Annotated in this window: 27 protein-coding genes; 7 read left to right on the top strand and 20 right to left on the bottom strand. The window is 44.2% G+C overall.

The annotated features are described in order from the left end of the window. Positions 1-39: 39 nt before the first annotated feature. The 7 genes from G9X62_RS05955 to G9X62_RS05925 are packed head-to-tail and all read right to left on the bottom strand — an operon-like array spanning position 40 to position 6,666. Complete coding sequence (locus tag G9X62_RS05955; protein ID WP_223129832.1) at positions 40-1,440, bottom strand: Gfo/Idh/MocA family protein; 1,401 nt, start codon at positions 1,438-1,440, stop codon at positions 40-42. A gap of 33 nt (positions 1,441-1,473) precedes the next feature. Continuing rightward, positions 1,474-2,391: a TolB family protein gene (locus G9X62_RS05950; RefSeq protein ID WP_223129831.1), complete on the bottom strand. Its 918-nt coding sequence runs from the start codon at positions 2,389-2,391 to the stop codon at positions 1,474-1,476. A gap of 36 nt (positions 2,392-2,427) precedes the next feature. Then, positions 2,428-2,778, bottom strand: coding sequence for a VOC family protein (locus G9X62_RS05945; RefSeq protein WP_223129830.1), 351 nt, complete (start codon positions 2,776-2,778; stop codon positions 2,428-2,430). A 3-nt stretch (positions 2,779-2,781) separates the two neighbouring features. Continuing rightward, a complete protein-coding gene (locus tag G9X62_RS05940; RefSeq protein ID WP_223129829.1) occupies positions 2,782-4,923 on the bottom strand; it encodes a xanthine dehydrogenase family protein molybdopterin-binding subunit in 2,142 nt (713 codons plus the stop codon). Positions 4,924-4,928: 5 nt separating this feature from the next. Then, complete coding sequence (locus tag G9X62_RS05935) at positions 4,929-5,408, bottom strand: (2Fe-2S)-binding protein (RefSeq protein ID WP_223129828.1); 480 nt, start codon at positions 5,406-5,408, stop codon at positions 4,929-4,931. Between the two features lie 59 nt (positions 5,409-5,467). Beyond that, complete coding sequence (locus tag G9X62_RS05930; protein WP_223129827.1) at positions 5,468-5,959, bottom strand: helix-turn-helix domain-containing protein; 492 nt, start codon at positions 5,957-5,959, stop codon at positions 5,468-5,470. 59 nt (positions 5,960-6,018) lie between these two features. Next, the gene (locus G9X62_RS05925; RefSeq protein WP_223129826.1) at positions 6,019-6,666 is read right to left on the bottom strand and encodes a DUF1801 domain-containing protein; all 648 of its coding nucleotides are present in this window, start codon (positions 6,664-6,666) and stop codon (positions 6,019-6,021) included. A gap of 53 nt (positions 6,667-6,719) precedes the next feature. Between G9X62_RS05925 and G9X62_RS05920 the strand changes: the two genes are divergently transcribed. Both G9X62_RS05920 and G9X62_RS05915 read left to right on the top strand, forming a co-directional pair. Beyond that, positions 6,720-8,723, top strand: coding sequence for a glycoside hydrolase family 3 protein (locus G9X62_RS05920; protein ID WP_223129825.1), 2,004 nt, complete (start codon positions 6,720-6,722; stop codon positions 8,721-8,723). Positions 8,724-8,780: 57 nt separating this feature from the next. Further along, positions 8,781-9,269 (top strand): DUF4442 domain-containing protein, encoded by a 489-nt coding sequence (locus G9X62_RS05915; RefSeq protein WP_223129824.1) that lies wholly within the window; start codon positions 8,781-8,783, stop codon positions 9,267-9,269. On the opposite strand, the gene G9X62_RS05910 is transcribed toward G9X62_RS05915, so the two are convergent. Then, positions 9,264-9,896, bottom strand: a complete 633-nt coding sequence (locus tag G9X62_RS05910) for a hypothetical protein (RefSeq protein WP_223129823.1) — start codon at positions 9,894-9,896, stop codon at positions 9,264-9,266. The two genes, G9X62_RS05915 and G9X62_RS05910, sit on opposite strands and share 6 nt — an antisense overlap. Positions 9,897-9,981: 85 nt before the next feature. Here G9X62_RS05910 and G9X62_RS05905 point away from each other — a divergent pair, with 85 nt between their 5' ends. After that, positions 9,982-11,445, top strand: coding sequence for a cryptochrome/deoxyribodipyrimidine photo-lyase family protein (locus G9X62_RS05905; RefSeq protein ID WP_223129822.1), 1,464 nt, complete (start codon positions 9,982-9,984; stop codon positions 11,443-11,445). Then, positions 11,442-12,881 (top strand): cryptochrome/photolyase family protein, encoded by a 1,440-nt coding sequence (locus G9X62_RS05900; protein ID WP_223129821.1) that lies wholly within the window; start codon positions 11,442-11,444, stop codon positions 12,879-12,881. The genes G9X62_RS05905 and G9X62_RS05900 overlap by 4 nt, the downstream gene beginning before the upstream one ends. Here the strand turns inward: G9X62_RS05900 and G9X62_RS05895 are convergent. The 10 genes from G9X62_RS05895 to G9X62_RS05850 form a co-directional block, all read right to left on the bottom strand. Further along, positions 12,861-13,937 carry an FAD-binding domain-containing protein gene (locus G9X62_RS05895; protein ID WP_223129820.1) on the bottom strand — a complete coding sequence of 359 codons (1,077 nt, stop codon included), beginning with the start codon at positions 13,935-13,937 and terminating at the stop codon, positions 12,861-12,863. The two genes, G9X62_RS05900 and G9X62_RS05895, sit on opposite strands and share 21 nt — an antisense overlap. Next, complete coding sequence (locus tag G9X62_RS05890) at positions 13,937-14,230, bottom strand: TIGR03643 family protein (RefSeq protein WP_223129819.1); 294 nt, start codon at positions 14,228-14,230, stop codon at positions 13,937-13,939. Before G9X62_RS05890 ends, G9X62_RS05895 begins: the two co-directional genes overlap by 1 nt. Continuing rightward, positions 14,205-14,342 (bottom strand): DUF2256 domain-containing protein, encoded by a 138-nt coding sequence (locus G9X62_RS05885; protein WP_223129818.1) that lies wholly within the window; start codon positions 14,340-14,342, stop codon positions 14,205-14,207. Before G9X62_RS05885 ends, G9X62_RS05890 begins: the two co-directional genes overlap by 26 nt. A gap of 55 nt (positions 14,343-14,397) precedes the next feature. Beyond that, positions 14,398-14,913, bottom strand: coding sequence for a DinB family protein (locus G9X62_RS05880; RefSeq protein WP_261345491.1), 516 nt, complete (start codon positions 14,911-14,913; stop codon positions 14,398-14,400). Between the two features lie 169 nt (positions 14,914-15,082). Continuing rightward, the gene (locus G9X62_RS05875; RefSeq protein ID WP_223129817.1) at positions 15,083-15,868 is read right to left on the bottom strand and encodes a PhzF family phenazine biosynthesis protein; all 786 of its coding nucleotides are present in this window, start codon (positions 15,866-15,868) and stop codon (positions 15,083-15,085) included. Beyond that, a complete protein-coding gene (locus G9X62_RS05870) occupies positions 15,868-16,524 on the bottom strand; it encodes a DUF4386 domain-containing protein (protein ID WP_223129816.1) in 657 nt (218 codons plus the stop codon). The genes G9X62_RS05875 and G9X62_RS05870 overlap by 1 nt, the downstream gene beginning before the upstream one ends. A gap of 66 nt (positions 16,525-16,590) precedes the next feature. Continuing rightward, positions 16,591-17,934 (bottom strand): dihydroorotase, encoded by a 1,344-nt coding sequence (locus tag G9X62_RS05865; RefSeq protein ID WP_223129815.1) that lies wholly within the window; start codon positions 17,932-17,934, stop codon positions 16,591-16,593. Then, positions 17,931-18,881 (bottom strand): L-threonylcarbamoyladenylate synthase, encoded by a 951-nt coding sequence (locus G9X62_RS05860; protein ID WP_223129814.1) that lies wholly within the window; start codon positions 18,879-18,881, stop codon positions 17,931-17,933. Before G9X62_RS05860 ends, G9X62_RS05865 begins: the two co-directional genes overlap by 4 nt. Before the next feature lie 7 nt (positions 18,882-18,888). Further along, positions 18,889-19,731: a DUF6671 family protein gene (locus G9X62_RS05855; protein ID WP_223129813.1), complete on the bottom strand. Its 843-nt coding sequence runs from the start codon at positions 19,729-19,731 to the stop codon at positions 18,889-18,891. Further along, positions 19,724-20,689 (bottom strand): sodium-dependent bicarbonate transport family permease, encoded by a 966-nt coding sequence (locus G9X62_RS05850; protein WP_315857598.1) that lies wholly within the window; start codon positions 20,687-20,689, stop codon positions 19,724-19,726. The genes G9X62_RS05855 and G9X62_RS05850 overlap by 8 nt, the downstream gene beginning before the upstream one ends. A gap of 261 nt (positions 20,690-20,950) precedes the next feature. Between G9X62_RS05850 and G9X62_RS05845 the strand changes: the two genes are divergently transcribed. Further along, on the top strand, positions 20,951-21,862 hold the full coding sequence (locus G9X62_RS05845; RefSeq protein ID WP_223129812.1) for a LysR family transcriptional regulator: 912 nt from the start codon (positions 20,951-20,953) through the stop codon (positions 21,860-21,862). A gap of 194 nt (positions 21,863-22,056) precedes the next feature. Here G9X62_RS05845 and G9X62_RS05840 read toward each other — a convergent pair whose 3' ends face one another. Next, complete coding sequence (locus tag G9X62_RS05840; protein ID WP_223129811.1) at positions 22,057-22,608, bottom strand: sugar O-acetyltransferase; 552 nt, start codon at positions 22,606-22,608, stop codon at positions 22,057-22,059. A 74-nt stretch (positions 22,609-22,682) separates the two neighbouring features. Next, positions 22,683-23,885: an enoyl-ACP reductase FabV gene (gene fabV / locus G9X62_RS05835; protein WP_223129810.1), complete on the bottom strand. Its 1,203-nt coding sequence runs from the start codon at positions 23,883-23,885 to the stop codon at positions 22,683-22,685. Positions 23,886-23,975: 90 nt separating this feature from the next. Between fabV and G9X62_RS05830 the strand changes: the two genes are divergently transcribed. Both G9X62_RS05830 and G9X62_RS05825 read left to right on the top strand, forming a co-directional pair. Continuing rightward, the gene (locus G9X62_RS05830) at positions 23,976-25,316 is read left to right on the top strand and encodes an alpha-L-fucosidase (protein WP_223129809.1); all 1,341 of its coding nucleotides are present in this window, start codon (positions 23,976-23,978) and stop codon (positions 25,314-25,316) included. A gap of 104 nt (positions 25,317-25,420) precedes the next feature. Further along, complete coding sequence (locus G9X62_RS05825) at positions 25,421-25,831, top strand: SRPBCC domain-containing protein (protein ID WP_223129808.1); 411 nt, start codon at positions 25,421-25,423, stop codon at positions 25,829-25,831. Positions 25,832-25,833 lie beyond the last annotated feature (2 nt).

Here is a 25,833-nt window from a genome sequence, read left to right as displayed (position 1 = left end):
TAATGAAAAAAACCGGCTCTTTGGGCCGGTTTTTTCAATTTATTTCAGTTTCATATTCACTGGATCCCACTGGATGATCTTCTTTTGGAAGTAACTTTCGTTACAAGCTAAGGCTGGCGCCGCCGCTCTAAAACCAAAGGCCGCATCTTCTACGACAGACGTCCCGTTGCGAATCGCATCAAAGAAGTGTGTGAAGTGATCCACGTGCTCATCATATCCTGCAGGCGCTCTGAAAATAACGTCCTCTTTCGTAGGTCGTTTGCGTTGTGCATCTGTCCATTTCGCGTTGTAATCGCGTGTCATTTCTTCCTGCATACTTTTAGGAAGCGTAAACACAGAATCATAACCACCAAAGCCCGGAGCCTCTGGCATAATGCTATGCTTCACAGAAATCGTATTTCCTTTCACATCCATCACTCCCTCTGAACCAATCAAACGAATCACCTCTTGGCCACCTGTTCCGCTGACAAAGTTCACTTGCAAGGTTAATTGGAAAGCTGGGTGCTCCGCCGTGTTACCATATTGCATGACACCTGACATCACATCTGGTAAGTTACGGCCGTCGTTCCAGTGGCTAAATTGACCAGTAGAGAAGATCGTTTCCGGACCATTCGAGTTCGTCATAAAGTGCGTTCCGGACAACAAGTGGATGAATAAATCCCCCGCTACGCCGGTTCCTACTTCTTTAAAGGCACGCCACCAGAAAAACTTCTTCGCGTCGAATTCCATTTTAGCGGTTGCTTCGATGAAGCGATTCCAATCACATGTCGAAGCATCCGCGTCTTTAGGGATGGTGTACTGCCAAGCGCCGATAGAGCTTTGGCGGTCGTAGACCGCGTTCACCATATTTAATTTACCGATCTCTCCGGCCGCTAACATCTCTTTCGCTTTCGCTAAGCCGATGCTGCTCACGCGCTGAGATCCTACTTGTAAGACTTTGCCGTATTTCTTTTGGGCTGCAATCACTTTAGGGCCTTCGTCGATTTTATAAACCATCGGTTTTTCGATGTAGACGTGTTTGCCTTTTGCCAAAGCGTCGATCGTAATGCGGGCATGCCACACATCGTGTGTCGCGATGATCACCGCATCGATGTCCGAGCGGTCTAATAATTCTTTGTAATTACGCGTCGTATATAAATCCTTACCGTATAATTCTTTCGCATTTTCAATACGGCCCGTGTATAAATCACAAATTCCCGCTAATTCTACGCCCGGAACTTTCAGGGCAGAAGCTAAATCGAAGTGTCCTTGTACCCCAAAACCAATCACCCCCAAGCGAATTTTTTCGCCTACCGAGATGCGTTTTTCATACGTTAAAATACGTTCCTCTGCTTTTTGTTGTGCTCCTAAAGAGGCGAAAGGCGAAGAGGCTGCTACGAGACTAGTTGCCCCAATTTGTTTTAAAAACTTCCGTCTAGAAGCTTGACTATCTTTGTTCATATTAACTAGGTTTTTTGTGAATTTACTCCCTTTTTACAAATCTTCCAAAGCATAACGCACATAGGCAAATTTCTTGCCGTCTGGACTCCAAGAGGGCACATTAATCGTTCCTTGACCCCCATAAAATGCCTCTGTTAAATCTTTGACTTCTTTCGTTTTTAAATTCAAAAGACGCAATTTGACTTGATGGCCAAAGGGATGCAACTCCTTTTGATCCTCTAGGTATGTAATGATTGTTGCCACTTGATTGTTAGGCGAGATGTGCGCAAACCAGTTTGAATGCGCATCAAACGTCATCTGTTCTGGCTCTGATCCATCCGCTTTCATTCGCCAAATTTGCATCATCCCAGAACGATAGGAATTGATATAAATGTGCTTGCCATCCCGCGCATATTCCGGACCGTCATCTAAGCCTTCTGTAGAGGTCAACCGAATCTCATCGCCGCCATTCGAAGACATCGCATAAACGTCATAATTGCCATTTCTCGCCGCACAATAGACCATCGTCTTGCCATCTGGAGAAATGCCATGCCAGTAAGAGGGGGTTAATGGAGTAAGCTGAACCGGATTTCCACCTTCGGAAGAAACTTTGTAGATGAAGGAGGTATGCTCTTTGATCTCGGCTTTAGCACTCGAAATAAACAAGGTTTTACCATCAAATGAATAGCCGTGATCATTGTTTGACTTAGCCACAGAACCCGTGTTCAGTTCGCCTAATTTTTCACCTTTCGGGCTGATTTTCTCCAACTTACCGTAGGCATTAATCAGTAGAAATTTACCGTCACGCGACCAGTTAGGTGCTTCAAAATGTCGTTTTTCTGTGAGAATTAATTCCGATTTACCAGAGGCTACATCATACACATACAGAGAAGAAATCACTTTCTTTCCGGCAGGTATCTGCGCAGAAAGTGACAGGCTGAATCCCAGCAAAAGGATCGCTATTTTTTTCATGTTTCATAGGTTTAGAAACATAAGTTAGAAAAATAATTAGCTATTCATATCCTGACCGAAATGAATAATGTTCCCGCTATTATCTAGGATACTGAATTGGCGCATGCCCCAGGCCATATTTTGGAGCTTTCCATTCGGATGTACAATTCCAAGGGCTTCACATTCTTTGTATAGAACATCAATCTCATCCACATTCACGTAACATCCCGTATTCTTCGGGATACTCTCGTCATCGCAACACCACAAATGAATGTTGATTTCGTCGCGCGAAAACATCAAGTAGCCATCCCATTTGGCATTACTTGTAAAGCCCAATTTTTCATAGAACGCGACCGTTGCGTCGCGATCTAAATAGGCCAGAATAGGGGTCGCTTTTAAAAGAGGCATCGATTAAACAAAATCAATTTCTAATGGCAATTTGCGCAAACGCTTCTTCGTCAACGCAAAAATCGCGTTCCCTAAAGCCGGCGCAAATGGTGGTAAACCAGGTTCTCCTACCCCTTTGATTTTAGCGCCTTCTGTGATGATTTCCACGATGACTTCTGGAGCCTCGCTCATTCGGGTCACCGGAGTTGTGTCGAAATTCTTTTGTTCCACCACCCCGTTTTTCAAGGTGATGGCTGGATGAATTGCCGCACTTAGAGCCATTAAAACCGCACCTTCCACTTGCGCTTTCACGTTATCTGGATTCACGACTGTTCCTAAATCAATCACCACATACACTTTATCTACCGATACAGCTCCGTTTTTCGCCAAACTCACTTCCACCGCTTGCGCCGAAAGTCCTGCAAAAAAGTCCCATTGTGCGACGCCGCGTGCTTTACCAGCCGGAAGCGGTTTGTACCAATTCGTGATCTCGCGTAATTTTTTCAACACGCGCTTGGTATCGGTATTGGTCGATTGTAAATCGATGCGGAAGTCTAGCGGATCTTTTTTGGCCTTATGTGCCAGCTCATCGATGAAACATTCATGTGCAAATGCCAGTGTTGAACTAGTTACCGAACGCCAAGCCGCCATAGGCACGTGGTAATCCGCAAACACGAAGCTATTCTTCATATTCGGGATGTCGTATTCCTGCGCACTAATGCCCTCCGTCATCATACTGTCCAGCTTCGTTTTGTCCCAATTAGGCATCGCGCTATCCATAAAACCGGGGCTGATAACCTTGTGTTGGAAAGAAACTAATTGATTTTTTTCAGACAGACCGCCGATCATTTTAGAAAAAGTCATGGGACGGAAAGGCCCCTGCGTCGTCGTGTCCTCTCGAGACCAAACCACCTTCACCGGGCTATCCACCTGCTTCGCCACATTAATCGCTTCCACGATGTAATCGAAGTACAGTCTTCTGCCAAAGCCTCCGCCAATAAACCCAGCGTGCAGCGTAATGTCTTCCGGATTAATGCCCATTAAACCCGGCAAACTTCCCATCATACCTGGGCCTGTCACTGAAACAGGCACCTGAGTCGAAGTCCAAATCTCCACTTTCTTCCCCTTCACCTGCACCGTGCAGTTCATCGGTTCCAACGGATGATGCGCCACCATAGGCGTCTCATAAAAGGATTCTACCACCTGATTAACAGGAATATCAATCGATCCTTTTTGCTTATCTAAAATGCCTTCTTCTTTCGATAGAGAGCGTAATTTATTCTCGTAATCGCTGGAATTGAATGTCTCAAAACCTTTCGTATCCCAGTCTATTTTCAAGGCTTTTCTTCCTTGCATCGCAGCCCAATAGGTCTTCGCAATGACCGCCACACCAGTCGAACTGTATTTCCCAATCACGCGTTCTGCCGATACCACTTTCACCACACCAGGAACTTTCATCGCCGCAGTGGCATCGAACGTTTTCAGCGTTCCGCCTATAACAGGGCATCTTTCCACGCTGGAATAAAGCATTCCTGGAACATCTGCATCAATACCGAATTCTGCTTTTCCGGTTACTTTAAGGGGAATATCTGGGCGCTTGACAGATTTTCCGAGCATTTTGAAATCCTTCGGATCCTTTAATTTAGGCTCTTTAGGGATTTCTAATAGAGAGGCAGCCTCCGCTAATTCTTCGTATTTCAAAGAGCGATTAGTCGCAGCGTGTATGACTTTTCCTTCTTTCGCCGTGCACGATTCTGGGCTAACTCCCCAGGTCTGACTCGCGGCTTTAACTAGCATTTCTTTTGCGGATGCGCCTATCTTGCGGTAGGTAATATACCCCTCGCGAACGGTCGAACTTCCGCCAGCCCATTGGCCTCCTCCGAATTCTTTCTCTCCGCTGGTATTCTTTATGGTGATTTGGGCCAAAGACACTTCCAACTCCTCCGCTATCATCGAAGCAACAGCTTGATAAGAACCCTGTCCCATTTCTGGATTTGGGTTGAATATCGTGATGCCGCTGGCGTCGATTTTAATAAAAGGAGTCAATGATTTCGCGGTGGAAATAACTGGCGCGCTTTCTCCTTTTACGTAGGACAATCCTAACCAAAACGTTAGTCCCGTTGCCCCTGCTTTTTTGATGAAACTTCTTCTAGATTCGAGTGACATAAGGCTTAGGATTTAACTGTTTTGGACGCGTTTTTAGCAGCGGTTTGAATAGCTGACTTGATACGGGAATAGGTACCGCAACGGCAAATATTTCCGGACATATAATTCTCAATATCGGATTCCGATGGCTTTGGATTTGATTTCAACAAAGCGGTGGCTGACATAATTTGGCCAGACTGGCAATAGCCACATTGCGGTACTTGATGCTCGATCCAAGCCGCTTGAATGATCTTCTCTAAACGCGTCGAAGCACCCTCAATCGTCGTGATTTTCTGTTTAGCGGTAATACTGCCTACCGGAGTTTGACAAGAACGAATGGGTTGTCCATCTAGCTGTACCGTGCAAGCGCCACATAGGCCCTGACCGCAGCCAAATTTTGTTCCTTTCAATCCTACGATATCGCGGATGGCCCACAATAAGGGCATTTCAGGATCCACCTCGATGCGGTGAACTTTCTGATTAATCGACAGTTCGATTGTTTTCATAGATCTAGAGTATTCTTTGGATACTAATTTAGCATCTAATTCTCTAAATCCGATATACTTTATTCTCCTTTCTTCAGCTTATCGTATTCCCGTTGTTCTAAAGATCCGACTTGAATTACATAGGCATTCACGTATTGAATCCCTAGTCCTAATCCCCAGCCCAGCATAGGCCAAATAGGCCAAGGCAACACATTAAAGCGTATTTCTCCCGGCATCGTGATATACCAAATGATCCATAAAAAGGGAATCACAACGGAATAGGCGCCAAAACTTCTTTTAAATTTCGCACGCTTTCTCGCAATCGCCCACAATTGTTGGTCTGTACTTTCCATAATATTTCGTGTTTCGGTTTCCAAATCCGGAGCGTACAACAAAGTCAAATTCGTCCCCAAAACTTCGCCGATCGCATTCATCGAATACAAACTCGGTTTGCCCTCGTTGCGTTCCATGCGTTGAACGGTGCGCAAAGCGACGCCACTCTTTTCTGATAATTCGATTTGAGTGAGTCCTTTTGTAGTGCGGATTTCCTTTAATTGTTCTCCAAAATTCATAGGCCAAAATTGAGGTAATTCTCGTTAGTAACAAACGCCATAGACATGACTTCTTTGCGTCATCTCTTAAAATTTTCAATCGCCCGGTGCGATCCGTCGCAACTCGGTTTTCGCTTCGTCAAACCACAAATGCAGTCTGTTAAACCAATTCCTTTCAGGATATATTTCTCGTTTTTCTCAATACGCGAGGTGCGCGTTTCGGATTGTTTTCCATCCGTGAAAAATCGAAGATAAGCCCGCTGGCGACCTGGGGTGAGTTTCTCGAAGGCCGTTTTTAACGCGGGTTTTTTGTCGAAGATCGCCGTTAATTCTTCCGGATGCGGTATTTCCGTGGACTTTTCCATTTTCAAGCCCATTTTCTCGACCTCGATGGCTTCTAGGATGTAGGCTTTGATGAGATCTTCTTTGGCCAAAATCTGTTCCACCGAATTGAACTTCATCCAGCGACCTAATTGCGTATGTTCGCCGGGTTTAATTAACATGTTTTCCTCATCCTGCAATAACGCACCGTTGAAAAAATTCAAAGCGCAATGGTCTTTCAGACTAGATATCGCAATGATATTTTTCGTGCCCACCATGTACACGGGTGTCCGCCACTTATAGGTTTCTACCATCAAACAGTCAAGCAAAATGCGGCGCAAAAAGGCCATCTCCGCGGACCATTTGTCGGCACTTTGTATAAATTCGTCTACATTCGGATCTTTCATGTGATTAGAATTGGCTACAGTTTTGCTTTCCTATACAAAGAAAGAAAAAACCTATGAAATCTCGTGTGCTTATTGCCTTGCTTTTTGCTTCTAGTTCACTATTAGCCCAAACGCAACCTGTCGTTGTCGCTATGAAAACGCCTACTCTTCGGGTCGGAAAGTTGTCCTTTAAAGACTTAAACAAGAATAATAAACTAGACAAATACGAAGACTGGCGCTTGCCTGTGGACGTGCGTGTGAAGGATTTAGTGTCCCAAATGACCGTCGAGGAAAAACTCGGTTTCATGCTTATCAGCACGACGCGCATGGGCGGAGATCAAGTGTTCGCGAATGGAGTACAGGGTGGAGGTCCAAGAACGCCGATCACCGAAGGATTTAATGAAGAGGATTTAGTCCAAAACACGAATATGTTCACCCGCAAGCCTTTAGGCGCTCCTAACATGTCTGCGGCGGGTACTACAAAAGGGGTAACGAAATATCACCTGCGCCATTTCATTTTGCGCGCGAATGCGTCGCCTGAGATTATGGCCAAATGGTCGAATAACTTACAGGAACTTTGTGAGTCCACTCGTCTAGGCATTCCGGCGATCGTAGCTTCGAATCCGCGTAATCACGTGACTACAGATGCATCAGTAGGTTTAAGTGTGGGAGTTACCGCTTTCTCTAAATGGCCTGGCGAATTAGGTCTAGCGGCGATGCGCGACTTTGAACTAACTCGTAAGTTTGCGGAAACAGCTTCAGCCGAATGGCGCGCTGTAGGTCTTCGCAAAGGCTATATGTATATGGCGGATTTAGCGACTGAACCACGCTGGGGTCGCGTTGAGGGTACTTTTGGGGAAGATGCGGATCTGGCGTCGAAGATGATTACAGAGATTGTTCTAGGCTTCCAAGGAACGAAGCTTTCTAGCTCATCAGTAGCGATGACTACGAAACACTTCCCGGGCGGTGGCCCACAAGTGGACGGACAAGATTCACACTTCGATTGGGGTAAGTTTGCGCATTATCCTGGGGGAATGTTCGATTACCACGTGAAGCCATTTAAGGCAGCGATTGCTGCCGGAACTTCCGCTATTATGCCGTATTATTCTGCTCCCAAAGGAAAGGAATTCGAGGAGGTAGGATTCTCGTATAACAAGGCAATGATCGGTGATTTATTACAGGATAAATTAGGCTTCCACGGAATCATCAATTCGGACACGGGTCCTATCGAAATGATGCCTTGGGGTGTGGAAAATATCAGCATTCCTGAGCGTTATAAAAAAGCGTTAAACGCGGGAGTGGATATCTTCTCTGGTGCGGCGGATCCTACGACCTTGATCGAAGTGGTGAAAACTGGATTGGTTTCGGAAGAACGCATCAACCAATCGGTGGCGAAATTATTAAAGGAGAAATTCGACTTAGGTCTTTTTGAGAATCCGTATGTGAATGTGGAAAATGCAGTGAAGACAGTGGGAAATAAGGAGGCGGTGGCTGCAGCCGATTTAGCACTACGCAAATCGATTGTCTTATTGCGTAATGACGACAAGCGTTTACCTCTAGCGAAGAAAACCAAAGTATACTTCGAGACGTTTTTCCAGTCCGGCCGCAACGCCGGTGAAGCGATCAAAGTGTCGAAACCCAATTATCCTGGTTTGGAATTCGTATCCACAAAGGAAGAGGCTGATGTCGTTTTGTTGTGGCTAGTTCCTACTTCAGGGGGCTTATTCAGCTCACAGGGTTCGAAAATCGATTTGAATCTATCTAAGAATCGCATTGATGTGAATCATGTGAATGAAGTATTGAATGCCAAACCGACGATCGTAGCTATCAATTACACGAATCCATGGGTGATTGAAGAGATCGATAAGGGAAAAGCTTCTTCGATCATCGCGACATTTGGAACAACCCAAGAAGCACTTCTTGATATCGTGACGGGTGCTTATAAACCGACTGGGAAAATGCCATTCACCACTCCAATAAATCAGGCGGCGGTAGAGGCGAATAAATCAGACGTTCCGGGGTATATGGAAGGTCCAGGTTATGGCTTGTTTGCGTTTGGGCATGGATTGAGTTATTAGAATAAGGGGGCAGAAATGCCCCTTTTTTTATATCTTTGGTTCAGAACATTGCTAGCTATGAACCCACATTTCCCCACTTTCAAGCGGATCATTACGAATCCGGTATTATTCAAGTTTTTTGTTTTCCAAAAACTATCATCCGCCTTTTGGGCCGGGCTATCGATGGCGCATTTCGATGAGCAATCGTGTGGGGTTCGCGTGAAGCTTTCGTGGTTTAATCAGAATCCGTTTCGATCGATGTACTTCGCAGTAGAGGCGATGGCGGCGGAGATGAGTTGTGGAATGTTGGCTTTTGGTCAGGTATATAAGCGCCAGCCGGCGGTGAGTATGTTAGTCGAAAAGCTCGAAGCGAAGTTCGTGAAGAAGGCGACCGGGGCGATCATTTTTACCTGCGCAGATGGTCTTGCTTTCCAACAAGCTGTCAATGATGCCCTCGAAAATAAAGAGGGCTCGAAGCTCCTCTCTACTTCCATCGGTAAAAATCAGGCGGGTGAAATCGTGGCTGAATTTCAGTTCACGTGGACCTTTAAAGCGAAAAACTTATAGGTTGTATTTTAAGCCGACCGTTGCAATAATATTGCCATCCGTTAGGGTATAATTACCAAAGGCTTTGGCCTGAAAATGAGAATTGATATCATACGAGATCGTCTCCGCTACTCCGGTTAAATCTCCCACGGATAAGTAATATCCCTGTGTTAAAAAGCCCCAATTCTTGTGGCGGTAATGCGTATTTCCAGAGACTAGAGTTACTTTAAAATCCGTATTACGTGCTTCTCCATTCAAAATAAAAGAACCTAAGGTCAGTTTTTCAGTCAGGGGATAGGACATATTCAATTCACGTCCGAAGAAACTCGTCACCGCATAATCCTTCGTCATTTGAAACGCGGGCATGTGGATGCCTGCTGTCGCCTTAAACTTCTTGTCAATAAATCGATAGCGGGTAAATAAGACCACCGTCGTAGGCGTCATACTCTGCATACGCATCATATACATCACAGCACCAGTCAACTTGCGTTTCGGATTTGTACTTGCATTGATAATGATATTAGGCTCTTTCGAGGTAAAAGCAGGGATGAAAGAGAATCCACCGGTACTCATTTCGATGCTTCCTGTTTGGGCGCTTAGGGTGCTGGTCGCAAAGAGGATAAAGCAAAGGGTTATAAATTGTTTCATTTTGATACATTAAGGTTAAAAACCGGTGCAAAGGTACGCTTTTTCTTTCTGAAAACATCCTATGGGTTTTTTCAGTTAGTAATTTATGGCCAAAACTCCTGTCAACATCGTCTGGTTCAAACGTGATCTCCGCTTTACGGACCACGAGCCATTGTACCGGGCTTTGGATTCTGATATACCGGTGTTATTGGTTTATTTCTTTGAGCCATCCCTGATCGCTTTCCCAGACAGTGATGTCCGCCATTGGCGATTTATCCATGAATCTTTAGTCGAGATGCAGGGGCGATTAGAGGACCGAAACGGAATCCTTTACCTCTTTCATTCAGAGGTATTGCCGGTGTTTCAGGCGCTATCGGAGCAATATGAAATTCGCCAAATTTTCTCCCATCAGGAGATTGGAAATGATTTGAGTTTTCAACGGGACAAAGCGGTATCAGCTTTTTGCTCGAGTGCAGGAATTAACTGGAACGAAACGCCCACCGGCGGTGTGATTCGTCGATTGAAATCGCGTAAAACATGGCAACAACGTTGGGAAGAGACGATGCGGCACGAACCCTATTTTGTTCGAGAGGATAACTGGAATTTGCTGCGTTTATCGCCTGAATTTTATGATACTTTTAAAGGTCCAGAACTGCCACTTGCTTTTAAAACCAGGAATCCCATTTTCCAAGAAGGTGGCGAATATTGGGGCTGGAAATACCTGAAAAGTTTCATTGAATCACGGCATAAAGATTATAGTTTTTCCATCAGCAAACCTGAGGCAAGTAGGCGCGGATGCAGCCGGATTTCTCCTTATTTAGCCTACGGAAATATCAGCATGCGGATGGCTCATACGTTCACGATGCAGCATTATAAGACCGCTGTGAATAAACGGGCTCTCTCTAATTTCACCTCCCGATTGCATTGGCAAGGTCATTTCATGCAGAAGTTTGAGGATGAATCGAGAATGGAATTTGAACCTGTAAATAAGGCCTATAAAGCGCTCGAGAAAGACCGCGATGAGTTCTTGATTCAGGCTTGGCAAAACGGCCAAACCGGAGTTCCTCTCATCGATGCGTGTATGCGTTGTGTGGTCGCAACAGGTTATTTAAACTTTCGAATGCGGGCGATGGTCGTATCCTTTTTTGTCTTTAATCTATGGCAGGATTGGCGGGATTTAGCGCATTTTCTAGCACGACAATTTCTCGACTACGAACCCGGTATTCATTACCCACAAATCCAGATGCAAGCGGGTGTAACAGGTATTAATACCATTCGAATATATAACCCGATTAAGAATTCTTATGCCCATGATCCAGACGGAATTTTCATTAAAAAATGGGTGCCGGAATTAGCATCGATTCCGCCTACCTTGATTCACGAACCTTGGAAATTAAGTGAGATGGAGCAAACGTTGTACGGGGTCAAAATAGAGGTGGATTATCCCGCTCCGGTCGTGGATTTGAGTGTGACAAGAAAGACGGCGTCGGACCAAGTTTGGGCGATGCGGAAAACGAAAAAGGCCCGGCAAGAGGGGGCGCGAATCCTCCAAAAACACGTGAACAAATGAGCGCATTCCTAATCTTTCCGCACCAATTATTTGAAGAGACCCTCGCTCAAGAAGCGGGTGTGTTTTACCTCATCGAATCTAATTTATTCTTCAAACAATACGCCTTTCACAAGCAGAAAATACTCTTCCATCGGGCGAGCATGCGCGCCTTTGCAGATCGACTTCGTGCGGCTGGTAAAACGGTTGAATATATCGATGCGCAGGATCCACGCGCCTCGGAAGTCGAACTGATCGCGTCGATAACAGGTTCCATTACGCTTTTCGATCCGAATGATTACTTACTAGAACGCAGACTTCGACGAGCTAGCGACGTTCAATTGCTAGCAAGCCCGAACTTCCTCAATACTGACACCGCACTGCTCGGTACACGCAAGCCTTATTTCCAAACGGCCTTTTACACCCAGCAGCGAAAAGACCGCGGGATTCTACTAGAAGACGACGGGAAGCCAATGGGTGGCCAATGGACTTTTGATGCGGATAATCGTAAGAAAATACCGAAGAATACCTTCATCCCGGCACCGTTTCCAGAGGCTGTTCCAAACGATTATATCCTCGAGGCGATCGACTATGTTACTGCTAATTTTCCGGACAATCCAGGTTCTTCCGAGCGACCATTTTCAGGGGCTTATTACCCGGTGACACATGCGGAAGCGGAGGCCGCTTTGGATCAATTCATTCAGGAAAGGATTCCGCTTTTTGGGGATTATGAAGACGCCATCAAGGCGAATGAAAAGACCTTGTTTCACAGTATTTTGAGCCCTCTGATTAATGTAGGATTACTGAATCCAGCTCAAGTTATTGAACGCGTTGCGGCCTCCGCTGCACCCTTGAATAGCGTGGAGGGATTTATCCGTCAAGTGGTAGGTTGGCGGGAATTTGTTCAATTACTCTATCGAAAAATCGGGGTTCAACAGCGAACCACGAATTATTGGGGGTTTACTAAAAAAATGCCTGCGGCCTTTTACAATGGAACAACAGGGGTGGAACCGATCGACCAAACGATTCGTAAGCTCTTAAAGACAGGTTACAATCACCATATCGAGCGCTTGATGGTGCTGGGAAATTTTATGCTATTGTGCGAAATCAAACCGGATGCGGTTTATCGCTGGTTCATGGAACTGTACATCGACGCGTACGACTGGGTGATGGTGCCCAATATTTATGGCATGTCACAATTCAGCGATGGTGGGTTGATGACCACGAAACCCTATATCTGCGGCTCGAATTACATCTTGAAAATGAGTGATTATCCGAAAGGCGAATGGCAGGAGATTTGGGATGGTTTGTTTTGGCGATTCTTAGATAAACAGCGTGAAACGTTCCGTAAAAATCCGCGCTGGGCCATGTTGATCAGCACCTGGGACAAGATGCCTTTGGAAAAAAGAGAGGCACATCTTTCGCGCGCGGAAACTTTCTTAGCTCAGTTGTCTGCTTAATTTATTCCAAAAAGAAAAGAAGCTATTAAACTCCCCTTGCAAGCCGGGCGCTAAACTTGGATGCACTTCCCGAACACCTTGAAAATGAGCATTGATCGGGTGATCGCGGAAAATGCCTTTCAAATTAAGGTCCGCATATTCTCCATAATAGACTTGAATTCCCGGTATGTTTTCAGCCAGTGATAGGATGAATTCAATCGTCTTAGGGGCCATCGGGTGCTTTGCAAAATGGCTCGGTTCTAAAACCAAAATACGGTTACCGACTTCCCCCTCGTGGAATGTGGGATCAAGCGTATAATGGGTATAGATGAAAGTAGGCACTTCGGACTGAATGACTAGCGGCTGCGTCTTAGGCGGAGTGAAAACAAGTTCCGCCTCAACCGATCGTTGTAAATGATCGGGAACCGATTGCAAGGGCAAATCCTCGTATTCGAAATCTAAAAAAGTCCCTCTTTGCTGGCTGCTTGTATAGCGATTGATATTCTCCTGGTTCGCATAATACAACTTATTACTAAACGTTCCGGCGCACCATTGCCAACTCAGCGCATTACTCGCTAAATCGCCGTCCAACAAATGGTAATACATCCATTGAGCAGGTTCCAGCCAATGGTATTTCGCCACATTACAAATCGTGGCGGCGAGGTACATGCGTAGGTGATTGTGTAAATATCCAGTTTCTGGGAAGTTCTTTAATGCCCCATCTAATGCTTGAATTCCTGTTGTAGATTCTAGCACTGCACGAGGAATTCCAAAGCGTTCAATTCCCTCCTGTGGATGGCGAATATCGTCGAAAATAGCATCGCCCTTTTGAAACCAAGTGCGCGTATAAAATTCGCGCCAGGCTAATTCTTGGATGAATTTTTCGCCTTGTGCTAAACCAATTCCGCGGTCTTTTAGTCGCTTCACCACTTGGGGAACCGTGATAAATCCACGGGATAAATAGGGGGAAAGATAGGACACACCTCCGGTGATGAAGTTGCGCGAACGAGCGTATTTCTCTACGTCAAATTGATCGATTTGTGCTAGTATTTCTTCGTATTTTGTCGAAAACTTCATTAGCGCTTACTGATTTTATTCAGGCTGATGCTGCGTTGCAGGGTGCATTTGAAACGGGGATCTACGGCCACGCGTTTTTGCAGATGTTTTGTGCCGCGACCAGTCATTCGCTTGCGCCACATGCGGAAACTCGACTCCTTGCTATTCAAACGCATGAATTCGATGACCTCTTTTTCCTTCAGGCCAAACTGAAATTCGATCGCCTCAAAAGGCGTTCGATCTTCCCAAGCCATTTGGATGATGCGGTCGATATCTTCGTCCGAAAACTTATTTGCTACGTCTGCACTTTTCACCACAATAGATGAGTTGATCCCAATTCTTCTCCCACTTCTTGCGCCAGGCGAAAGGGCGATTGCAAACGGGGCAGATTTTGGAGGGTAAATGTTGTTTTTTAACGCCTTGCATAAAAAAAGGGCTTGCCTATAAAAGACAAACCCTTTTCTAGAAAGAATGTTTCAGACTAGAACAACTTCTCTGCTGGAGGAGTCGCACCCGCTAAGCGAATGTATACAGTTGCTTGACCACGGTGGTGTGTTTGGTGTTCAAACGCTTTATCGATTGCTTGTCCACGCGTTACATCAAAACGGCCAAATAATTTAATTGACTCGCCTAATTTTGCATCCGGTGCATTTTTAATGGCATTGATGGCAAAATCATAGGCTGCTAACACTTTCTCCGTTACGCTTGCTTTCGCTACGTCATTCGATTTCTCTAAATCTTTGGCAGTAGGCGCCACATCAGTAGCCATTCCTACGATACCATAAATCGCATCACTTAAGTGAAGCATTTGGCCTGCAAAAGAACGCATTTCTTTCGTAGGTTTTAGAGCAAAACCTGATTCAGGCATCGCATCTAAATACTCTTTCGTGTAAGCACGTGCGCGCTCCCAATCTTTAACCAAATTCGCTTTCGGAGTTTGAGCTGTTAAGCTAGTGGCCATGGCTAAGATGGCAAAAAAAGTGAATAATTTTTTCATGATCATTATAATTTAAAAGGGTTGTTTACTCGTTTATTAACTGTTTTTACCAAATTACTTTTGAATGGACTTTTAGGAATAAGACCTGCTTTGTGGTGCACATCTGAAACAGGCTTTTGTTGTTTCGATAGCATTCCGACTGACTTTGCTGGTTTACTGTTTTTCATCTTTATACATTAATCTCGCCCCGCAAATATAACACAGCTTCGCCCGCAATTTCCACGCGATCGCCCACTAATTTGCAGGTTAAGTCCCCTGTCCGTAAAGATAATTGACGAGCCGTTAATTCCGATTTACCTAAAACTGAAGACCAATATGGTGTCAAAGTCGTGTGCGCTGAACCCGTCACCGGGTCTTCATTTACTCCACAAGCTGGGCCAAAAAAGCGAGATACAAAATCCGTCGTTTCGCCAGGGGCCGTTACGATAATCCCGCGAACAGGATGTGTTTTTAATGCTTCGAAATCGGGTTGCAAAGCCAAGATTTCTGCTTCCGAATTGTAGACAAATAAGTAGTCCGTTTTGCCTTTGAAAACTTTGACAGGCGCCTGAGACAATCCAATCGCAAACGCTGGACTTAAGGGTAATTCCGATAAGGTATCCACCGGAAAATTCAAAGCTAAAATAGCGCCGATCTTTGTCACAGATAAAGGACCGCTTCGATGAGAAATGAAGTTGATTTGTTCCCCAGCAAAACCCAATTCATTGAACAAAACATACGCGCTCGCTAAGGTCGCGTGACCACATAAATCCACTTCAACGGTGGGTGTAAACCAGCGGATTTCGTATGCATTCCCAGCGGGAACTATAAAGGCGGTTTCTGCTAAATTATTCTCCGCTGCAATATTTTGCATCACGGCATCTGGAAGCCATGTATCCAAGGGGCAAACGGCAGCAGGATTGCCTTTAAATCGTTCGTTCGTAAAGGCGTCGACTTGGTAAATAGGGATTTTCATTAGCCTAAAATTACGGCATTTTCTTTAAATCCTTTAAACGTCAAATAAATCCCCAATGAAAATTCCCAAAGGGCAATCGGAACCGCGGATAATCCCGCAATGGGCGCGCGCTGATCATACACTCCATACAAAACGGCTACATCACCGGCTACTAAAGTAAAGGCGCCGATGATCCCTATAATGGGTAAAATGCGAGGTACTAAACGTGTTTGATACAAAAGTGATCCTAACAATAACCCATTGACGGCGGGGATGAAACTTTGGCTAATCAAAAACAAACGATCATAGAGCATCACTAATCCTCGGGAAACCACCTGTGCTTCTGCACCTAGAGAGCGCAAATTTAAGACCGTAAATAAACTCGCCACACCTGCAAAAATCAAAGTAGCTTCTAAAATCCGAGCAGCCACAAAACCCAACGCAAGCATTTCGTTTTGCTTCTTCAAGACTGGATAAAACGCCAGCGCAGTACCTATGCAGGCCAAAGCCATCACCAATTCTAACATCCCTCCGAGCACTACATCAGTCGATGGAGCTGAGCTGATAACAAAATTAGGCAGGTGAATTTCATGGTACAGCGATAAAGTTGGTATGGAAATAAAGGTCACTAGGTAGAGAATACCGGCGGTCAAAGAAGTTTTGCGTGATGTTGTCATAGTCTGCAAGTACGACATTTCAACTCATGCAAAACGAATTATTATTTAAACGGAAAGCTGAAGAGCTTACCTACTCTTTTCGAAGAATAATCGAGAACCTTTGGCATCCGACATAAACACATCCTCCTGAAAAACGAGATTCCCATTCACAAACGTACGCTTGACTTTAGCAGAAAGTCGCTCCCCCACTACCGGCGCCCAACCACACTTATACAAAAGGGATGATGAAGTAATTTCCCACGGAGCATTTAGCCTTAATTCCACGACATCCGCATAGTAGCCTTCGCGCAAGTAGCCTCTCTCTTTTAAGCGATAGATATCCGCCACCCGATGACTCGTTTTTTCGACAATTTGTTCGACGGAAATTTCCCCGCGAGAAGCTAATTCAAACAAAAGTGGCAAGGTATGCTGTACGATAGGTGCGCCTGATTTTACTTGTTCGTAGGTCCCTTGTTTTTCTTCCCTACTGTGAGGAGCGTGGTCTGAGGCGATGATATCGATGCGCCCTTCTTTAAGCGCTTGGATTAACGTAACACGATCAAATTCTGTCTTGATAGCGGGATTCCATTTAATATCGCCTCCTCTTTTTTCATAGTCTTTTTCCGTAAACCACAGGTGATGAATACAGGCTTCTGCTGTTACTCGTTTGTTTCTATAATCGGTAGAGGCGGGGAAAAGCATCGCTTCTTCGCCAGTGGAAATGTGGAAAAAATGGAGTCTATTTTGGTATTTTGATTGTATGTCCAAAACCCGTTTGGTGGCCGTCACGCAGGCCTCTGTACTTCGAATTTTAGCATGCAAAGCAAAGGGAATTTGGCCTTTCGTTTCGGTAAAATACCGCTCGTAATTTTGATCAATAATGGATTCGTCCTCGCTATGTAAGGCAACCAAGGTTTCTACCCGCGAGAATAATTTTTCCAAATATTCCGGGTTATTTGCTAGAATTTGCTGCTCATTAAAGTACAACCCATCATCCGTAATACCACAAACGCTCTCATTATCTACCCGTAAAGCCTCCTCTAAATTCCCGGCGGTTACCCCCATGAAAAAGGAATAATTAGCGAGCGATTGCTGCGCCGCGGCTTGGTATTTTTGCTCTAGTAAATCACGGGTAAGCGTATTAGGAACAGTGTTAGGCATATCCATAAAGGAGGTCACGCCGCCTGCCACTGCCGCTCTAGATTCTGTCGTTAAATTACCTTTATACGTTAATCCCGGATCTCTAAAATGCACCTGATCATCGATCATTCCTGGGATCAAATAATTCCCATTGATGTCGAAAACGTTCGCATTAGGATCAGAAATATGGGTGGCAATTTTTTCAATTCGGCCGTGATGAATCAACACATCCGAAAAAAAGGAGGTGCCTTCATTGACGATTTTAGCATTAACTAGTAATTGTTTTTTCATTTCGCGGCGGCTCTTTCAAATCGGTCATTAATGGTACGACCCAAATTATAATTAGGCAGACGCTCTACAATAATTAATTCTACCCCTGATTTTTCTAATTGATGCAAAGCGTCATACATGTTAGCGGCCGCTTCTTTAAAACTTCCACTAGGAGAGAGAATGTGGTTGATGGTGACTTTGGGACTATCAATTTTCACTTCTTTAAACCATAAAATAGCCACTTTCTTCTGCTGAACGGCACTCAGCATAAACAGCGGTTCATAGCTAATAATTAATTCACACAAAGGCGAATAATGCTTCTTGCTTCTGCCGGGTGCAAGGTGCACGGATTCGGAAGATGTTCTGTCCAAAATACGTCCGACTACCTCCTCAATTTGCTCCATTGAAATAGCGCCATGCCGCAGTAAAACGACCTCATCTCCATCAAAAGAGAGAATGGTCGACTCTACACCTGCTTCGCAATTACCGCCTTCTAAGATGGGAATTTGAGGGAAATAATTCTCCACATGTGCAGCGCAGGTAGGGCTAATTCTGTTATAGGGATTTGCGCTGGGAGCCGCTAAAGGGAAGTCTAGGGTTTCCAACAAGGCTAAAGTTGTATGGTGGTTAGGCATTCTTATGGCAACTGTCGATTGCTGAGCAGTTATAGCATCAGAAATCAACTCACTTTTAGGCAGGATTAAGGTGAGGGAACCAGGCCAAAAACGCTCCGCTAAAAGGGAGGCTTTTGGAGGAAAATGCGACACCAAAGTGTGCGCTTGTTCCATCGATTTTACGTGTACAATCAAAGGGTTCGTATTTGGCCTTCCTTTGGTACTAAAAATCTTCGCAATCGCATGTTCATCGTAAATGTTAGCCGCTAAACCATAGACGGTTTCCGTAGGAATCCCCACCACTTCACCTTTTTCTAAGTGGTCTTTAACAAGCGAAATATCAGACGTAATCATAGTATACTTAGGGGTTACAAAAATCACAAAACATAGGGTCCTCCATCGTTTTCGAATCAGGGAAATCAACACAAGTTGTATAGTGGCATCCTTCACAACTATAAATAAGCGATTTAAGTGATTTCGTAGGTAAGGAGCAACAAGAACAAACCAGGCCACGAATAACATCGGTGGGGCTAAATCCAGGTCTTTGGCAGGTAGGACAACAGCTCTTCATCTTCTCCACTAATTTTCCCGCCAGCTCCTGTATAACAGACATCCGAGTCGGATTATTCATCGCACGCATATCGGTCTCCAAGGTATAGGTTCCAAAGCGATTAACAGCCTCCTGAATCGCTTGGTTTAATCGATCTTCAGATCTAATTCCTTTCGCCACGTAAGCCTCTGGACTTTTCACATGTAAACCATGACTAGGAAATTTAATTTGTTGTAAAAAATCGGCTAAATCCTGCTCTGAACCTTGCTCAAATGAGGCATAATTTGTTAGCAGGCTGGTGTGCTTTACCACAATCTCCAACCCCCTTTTTCGGTCCAACAGTAGCAGAATTTCTTCATCCGCAGGCAGAAAATACAGCGTAGGATGTGGGCCAAAAGATCCTTCTGAACCAATGGCAAAATCTGCATCACATTCCGCTAAAGCTAAAATGCATTTTTGCCTAGCTGCCTCGACTGGTGTTAATACACGCTCCACTTCTCCTGTGAATGTGCCCCATCGATCCGTATCTACTTTTTCTGAAACGACATATTCCATCCCATACGCCTCATGTAATGCCGGTCCAATCACCTGTTCCTTTTGGTGTTTTGTCGCAATGACGACTTTTCGCCCGTAGAAATAGTGTTCACTAGCCATGGATAATTTGCATATACAGAGGCAATCCAATCGTAATGTTTAAGGGGAATGTAACGCCTAATGCCATTGGAATATAGATTCCCGGATCCGCTTTCGGGGCCACTAAACGCATCGCTGCAGGTACTGCAATGTAGGAAGCGCTGGCTGCCAAAATCGAGAATATCAGTCTATTCCCCACATCAATAGTGATGAATTGTGAAATAAAGGCGACAGATACCCCATTAAAAAGGGGCACTAGCAAGGCAAAAAGCAATAAAAAAGACCCCTGTTTTTTAAACGCCTTAAACCTGCTAGCAGCCACCATCCCCATATCTAACAAAAAGATGGCTAAAAAACCTTTGAATATATCTGAAGTAAAATGCTTAATTCCGATGGATTGAGACGAATCAGAGACGAATCCAATGAGTAAACTTCCAAAAATCATGAGCACACTTCCATTCGTCAAGGAGTGTTTCATAGCCTCCTTCCATTGGACAGGGGCATTCTCTTTTTTGTCCGGAAATAGATTCATTAAAATAACTCCCATAATAATGGCAGGGAACTCCATAGACGCCATGACGGCCACCATTTCTCCTCCTACTTTTAGCTGATTCATTTCTAAAAAAGCCACCGCAGAAACAAAGGTAACTGCGCTGACAGAGCCATAGGATGCTGCAATAGCACCTGCGTCAGAAGAATTTAATTTAATGCGTAAAATGAAGTAGGAATAAATGGGTATAATCAACGCTAATAACATGCCAAACAAGAGACTAACAATTACTTCATTCGTAATTCCGGTCACTGCTAATTCGCTACCGCCATTAAATCCGATGGAGAATAGCAGATACAGTGAAATGAAGTTTTTTGATGCCGCCGGAACTTCTAAATCACTCTTGACATATTTTGCGAAAACCCCCAGAATGAAAAACAGTAAGGTGGGGTTTGTCAGATTGAAAGAAAGTAATTCAAAGTTGATCATGTAGATTTTCCCCGTCCCCTTTTTGTAAAAGGCGAACCAGATTTAAAGTTGTAAAAATTACTAGCGATAGATAAAGCTTTTCCTGAATGACATCAGGTCCTTGAAAAAGCAACAAGAGTAATCCTCCGATTATGAGAAGATGAGAAAAAACAAAGACTATTTTTAAAGCGGCGGACATGTTGATTGATTTAATTGCAAAATAAACGCTCATTTATCATTAATTTTTATTTAAGTTTATAATGAAATACATAACGATGCATTATGAATTATACCCTAAATCAATTGCAGATTTTTCTGAAGGTGGTACAAACTACTAGTATCACCAAAGCGGCTGAAGAACTGAACCTTACACAGCCAGCTGTATCGATTCAAATCAAAAACCTACAAGCGCAGTTCGACATTCCGCTTATCGAAATCATTGGTAAGAAAATTTACATTACAGATTTTGGTAAAGAGATTGCGGAATCAGCCAAAAGTATCCTAGAACAAGTTTACGCCATTAATTACAAGACGATGGCTTTCAAAGACCAATTAGTGGGTCGCCTTAAGATTTCGATTGTCTCGACAGGGAAATATGTTTTGCCTTATTTTTTGACCGAATTCTTGCGTTCAAATCCAGGCGTAGAAATTAATATTGATGTAACAAATAGGGAAAAAGTGATGGAAAGTCAGCTAGAAAACGAAGTCGATTTTAGTCTCGTTTCAGATGCCTTAGATAACCCCACATTTGATTCCATCGACCTGCTTTTAAACGATTTATACCTCATAGGAAATAGCGAAACAGCCAAGATAAAACCAACTTTTAATTACCTCGATTTCAAAAACGAACTGCCCCTCATTTTCCGTGAATACGGATCAGGTACCCGGAAAGTAATGGAGAGTTATTTCAAAAAGCAAGGAGTGGATGGCTTGAAAAAAATTGAATTAACCTCAAATGAAGCGGTAAAGCAAGCCGTTATTGCCGGCCTAGGCTATTCGATTATGCCCATCATTGGAATCAAAAATGAAATCAAATCAGGTTCCTTAAAAATCATCGAACGAGATGGTTTACCCATCTCTACTAAATGGAAATTGATTTGGCACAAGGATAAAAATTTGTCCCCCGTTTCGAAGGCATTCTTAGCTTATTTAGCCGAAAATAAAGAGCAGATCAAGCAGAAATACTTCCAATAAAAAAAGCCAAGCAAAATTTGCCTGGCTTTTATTGATTATTTTTTCATTAATTAAACTAACACAATTGATTGATTTATTTAATTGAGTCAGAGTCGTTTGCATGCAAAACTAAGCAGGCTTAATGAATAATAAAATTTAAACTATTTTATAAAAATCATAAAATAAATTAATGCTAGGCCGGAGCCAGAAAAAGGCTAGATATTTTTTATGTGTTTCGCCGGCACCCCACCCACAATCGTATTAGCAGGTACATCTTTCGTCACCACTGCACCTGCTGCTACAATCGAATTTTCGCCTACGGTAACACCCGGCAAAATAATGGCGCCAGCTCCCAACCAAACATTTTTCCCAATGTGAACAGACTTCACATCCAGGCTCTTGCGATTGCTAGGATCCACCGGATGATTTTCAGTCACTAATTTCACTTGCGGCCCGATCAACACATCGTCCTCAATGGTGATGCCACCTAAGTCTAAAAACGAACAACCATGGTTGATGAACACGTTTTTCCCGATTGTCGTATGCTTCCCAAAATTGGTTGAAAAAGGCGCTAAAACCGTCGTCGATGGATCAATGCTTTGGCCTAAAATTTCAGATAAAATCGCGCGAATCTCCTCCACTTTTCCTGAAGCATTCAGCTTAGCAGAAAGCGCAATCGTTTGATTCACGATCTCCCAAACCTCCGCCCATTGTGGGTCAGTATGCGGAATGATTCCGCCAGCACGCATGCGTTCGAAAATGTTCATATTCTTATATATAAAATTGGGCCAGAGCTTTTCACAACTTTGACCCAATTAACTATGACTTTATATAGTTCTTTTTATTTCACTACCGTAATCAATCCCGGAATCTCCACCATTTCGTTCGCCTCCGCAGCGTAATCAACGCCATCAATTCCGAAGCCAAATAAGTTTAAGAAATCCGATTTATAACCAGCTAAATCGCCAATCGCAGTCAAGTTTTCTGTCGTAGCTCCTTTCCATAATTCAGCCACTTCTTTTTGAACTTCTGGATTCATCTCCCAATCGTCGATGCGGATACGCCCCTTTTCGTCTACTGGAATCGAACCGTTTGTATAAAGGCGTGCGCTGAATAGGCGTTGGATTTGCTCGATACAACCTTCGTGTGTTCCTTCTGCCTTCATTATTTTGTAAAGCAAAGAGATGTACAAGGGAATCACTGGAATCGCTGAACTTGCTTGCGTTACTAGGGCTTTGTTCACTGAAACGAAGGCTTTGCCTCCTATTTTGGCCAAATCATCTGTAATCTTAAACGCCGTCGCTTCTAAATGGTCTTTCGCCATTCCGATTGTTCCTTTGCGGTAAACTGGCTCCGTTACTTTTGGACCAATGTACGAATACGCAACTGTCATCGCACCTTCCGCTAAAACGCCCGCGTTCAATAAGGCGTCCATCCACATCTGCCAGTCTTCGCCACCCATCACTTCCACCGTATTCGCGATATCTTCATCGCTGCAAGGTGTAATCGTCACATCTGAAACTATTCCCGTGTGGAAATCAACCGTTTTATCCGTGAACGTATCACCGATAGGCTTCAAAACCGAACGGTGTAACACGCCCGTAACCGGGTGCTGGCGAACCGGAGATGCTAAGCTGTAGATTACTAAATCCACTTGGCCTAAATCCGCCTTGATTAAGTCGATTGTCTGCTCTTTTACTTCGTTAGAGAACGCGTCGCCGTTAATGCTTTTCGCATAAAGACCCGCTTTACCTGCGGCTGCTTCGAAAGCGAGGCTATTATAATATCCTGGAGAAGCTGTTTTGCCTTCTGCAGGTGCTTTTTCAAAGAAAACTCCTATCGTCGCGGCATCCGATCCGAATGCACTCGTGATGCGAGAGGCTAAACCAAAACCTGTCGAGGCTCCAATCACAAGCACTTTTTTAGGGCCATCGATGGCTCCCTTTGACTTCACATAGTCAATTTGATTTAAGACGTTTTTTTCACAACCTTTCGGGTGTGATGTCAAACAGATAAACCCTCTCATTCTAGGTTCAATAATCATAGTGCTTGTATTTTGTTTGTGCAAATATAGTTAAAGCACCTAATTATCCATAAAAAAGGTAGATTTACTCGAATCTTGACTTTTACCTATATGAAAAAGATTTTCCTCCTTATCCTTCTCAGCTTCACGGCCTTATCCCAGCAAACGACGAATAAACCAGAGCGTGTGAATTGGTTTCAAGACTTGGGTTTTGGGATGTTTATTCACTGGAACGTGGATGTCAATTTAGGTGCGGTTATCAGCCATTCTCTGGCAGGCGCATCGGATGACTATGTGAACAAATACATCAACGAGCTTCCGGGCTTTTTTAATCCGGAGCAGTTTAGGCCCAAAGACTGGGCGAAACTAGCTAAGCTCGCCGGCATGAAATACGTGGTATTCACTGCCAAACACCACGCGGGTTTCGCGATGTTCCAAACGAAAACGACCCCATTCAACGTAATGAACACGCCGTTTAAAAGGGACATCACAAAAGAAATCGTAGAAGCATTCCGCGCCGAAGGCATAGCCGTTGGACTTTACTTTTCCCCCGATGATTTCTACTATTTACATACTCACAAGCAGCCCATTGGTCGAGCGCAAGATCCAGCCCATTATCCAAAGACCAATCCGGGTTTGATGGAATATGATAAGGCGCAAATGGAGGAGCTACTTACTCAATACGGAAAAATTGACATCCTATTCATCGACGGCCCCGGCGATGGTCTACGTGAATTTGCCTGGTCAATCAATCCGGATTTAGTTATCACCCGTGATGCGATGAAAACGCCGGAACAAACGACTCCGAATGCTTCACTGCCTAGACCTTGGGAGGCCTGTTATACGATGGGAACGGACTGGCAATACAAACCCACGAATGATCCGCAAAAATCGGGTACAACGGTGATCAATATGTTAGCAGAAATCCGGGCGAAAGGAGGGAACTTCTTGCTAAATATAGGGCCTAAACCGAATGGCGAAATTCAGATCGAGCAAGAGGCCATTCTGCGTGAAATCGCGCTTTGGAACTTCGCGTATTCTGAGGCAATCTATGCCGTGAAACCCATGCCAATCATTAAGGAAGAGGGCGTTTGGTATACACAATCAAACGATGAGAAATACATCTATGCCTTCATTTTGCGTTCTTCACCGGACGATTGGAAATACGGGGAACGCAAGCATTTTGTGCTTTCGAATGTGATTGGGAACGAGAAAACGACAGTAGAAATTTTGGGCTACAAAAGCGAACTGGTGGAATACAAGCAAGATTTTGATGCCAAAACATACGTCCATGCTAGCCCATTAGGCTTAACTATTAGCGCAGTAAATGGCCAACGCTTCTACACAAATAACAGATGGCCGAATGCCGTCGTATTGAAAATTTCGAACGCAAAAGGGCGTTTGCCTCAAACCGATAAAACCAAACAAAGCTCCATGGATGGGGCCAAATAACGATGAAAAAACTACTACTTTTGGGATCGTAAAAGAATTGTTGGAGATTTGCTCAGCCAAGGCCCATTGCTTTGGTGTGTTAACGCTTTATTAGAAAAATAAGAATGGCTTTCATTACGATTGAAACTACGATAAATGCGCCCATCGCGCATGTTTGGGAAAAATGGACTTCTCCAGAACACATCCAAAACTGGAACTTTGCTTCTCCCGATTGGCACTGCCCAAAAGCCACAACAGACCTACAAGTCGGTGGAGAATTTCACTATGAGATGGCAGCAAGAGATGGGTCGATGAGCTTTGATTTTTGGGGCACTTTCCAACAAATAGAGGAGCAAAAATCACTCGAAATCCTTATCGGCGATGGCCGTAAAATGAAGGTTACTTTCGCATCCACCGAAATGGGCACGAAAGTAACTGAACAATTTGAGCCGGAAAATCAAAACCTGGAGAACATGCAACAAGCCGGCTGGCAGATGATTTTAGATAACTTTAAAAGCTACGCAGAAAGTCGCTAACC

It is taken from the genome of Aquirufa lenticrescens (assembly GCF_019916085.1).
GTDB lineage: Bacteria > Bacteroidota > Bacteroidia > Cytophagales > Spirosomataceae > Aquirufa > Aquirufa lenticrescens.
This window is presented reverse-complemented; position numbering and strand designations above follow the sequence as displayed.